The following is a 1,682-nucleotide window of genomic DNA, read 5'->3' as shown; positions in this document are numbered from 1 at the left end:
GCCGGGCGGCTCACGAAGGAAGTGGACGCCAGCGGTGCCGTGAGCACCTACGACTACGACGCGGCCGGCCGTCTGGTGCGCGAGACGCGCCTGGCGGTACCCGCCTGTGCCTACCGCAACGCGCAGGCGGGCGCCATGCTGCTGGCCGAACCCACGCCGGTGGCCAGCAGCGGCGACCGCACCACGCGCCACTTCCTGGACCGTGCGGGCCGCGAGACGCTCACCATCGACGCCGAGGGCGGTGCGACCGAGCGCTTCTACGATGGCACCGGACAACTGCTGCGCGTGCGCCAGGTTGCCGCACAGCTCACCGACACGCAGATCGCCCAGTTGGAGAGCCTGCGCGCGCAAACGGGTGAAATCAGCCACAGCACCATCGTCCAGCGGATGCCCGCCAGCGGCTATGACCGCGTCACGCAGAACTACTACGACGCGGCGGGTCGCCTGGCCTTCACGCGCGATGCGCTGGGGCACCTGCAGGGCTACACCTACGACGGCGTGGGCCGGCTCAAGAGTCGCACCCTCTACATGGGGGCGCTGAACCCGGACTATTGGACCGACGAAGGCATCACCGGCTTCACCAAGACGGCGGGCGGCGATGGCTTGAAGCCCCTGTATCGCCTGGGCGGCCCGGACGGCGTGAACGACCACCTCTACACCAGCAGTGATGATGAGCGCGCGCAACTCATCGCCAGCGGCTGGAAGGACCAGGGCAATGTCGGCTACCTGAGCAGCCAGCCGGCCAGCGGCAGGGCGCCGCTCTACCGCCTCCGCCCCCCGGGCACGACCACGAACCATTACTACACAGCCAGCGAAGAATTGCGTGTCGCTGTAAGGGACGTACTCGGCTGGATCGAAGAGGGCGTCATCGGCTATATCGACATAGCGCCGGCCAAGGACAATACCGCGCTCTACCAACTCTATGCCAATGGCACGACCCGGCATTTCCACGGCCTGAGCCGTTCCGAGGTGGACTACGCGCTCATGCCCAACCCCGGGTTCACGCAAGGGCTGGACCACCGCGAGAGCATGGCCTACGACGCGGCGGGCAACCTCATCGGCAGCACCGACGCGGCGGGCAACACGGAAACCACCGCCTACGACGGCGCGGGCCGCAAGACCGCCTTCACCAACAAGGCGCGGAGCACCTGGACATACGTCTACAACGCGGCGGGCCAGCTGGTGCAGGAGACCTCGCCGCAGGTGATGCTGGCCGATGGCCAGAATGCGACCCTGGCGAGCGTCGTCACGCGCATGGAGTACGACGCCCTGGGCCACCTCACGGCGCGCACCGAGGCCGCGGGCCGCAGCGAGCAGCGCACCACGCGCTACGAATACGATGCGCTGGGCCGGCAGGTGAAGACCATCTTCCCGCCGGTGAGCGTCTACCAGGACGAGGGCGCCAACCTGCTGGCCAACGGCAGGAGCGGGGCGGGCACGCGCACCGAGCAGACCGTGGAGACCAGCAGCGAGACGCGCTACGACACGCTGGGCCGCGCCGTGGCCGGGCGGGCCGCCGGCAGCACCGCGTGGAGCTACAAGGCCTACGACCGCGCGGGCCAGCTCGCGTGGGACGTGGACGCGCTGGGCTACGTGACGGGCTACACGCGCAACGCCTTCGGCGAGACCGAGCGCCTCGTGCGCTATGCGCAGAACATCACCACCCGCACAGATGGCGTGCT

The 1,682-nt window shown here is 69.1% G+C and carries 1 pseudogene; it reads left to right on the top strand.

Annotated elements, in window-relative coordinates:
* Nucleotides 1-1,682: pseudogene (locus tag T336_RS27190) on the top strand (hypothetical protein); the annotation flags it as partial.

It is taken from the genome of Paracidovorax oryzae ATCC 19882 (assembly GCF_000687165.1).
Taxonomy (GTDB): Bacteria; Pseudomonadota; Gammaproteobacteria; order Burkholderiales; family Burkholderiaceae_C; genus Paracidovorax; species Paracidovorax oryzae.
This window is presented reverse-complemented; position numbering and strand designations above follow the sequence as displayed.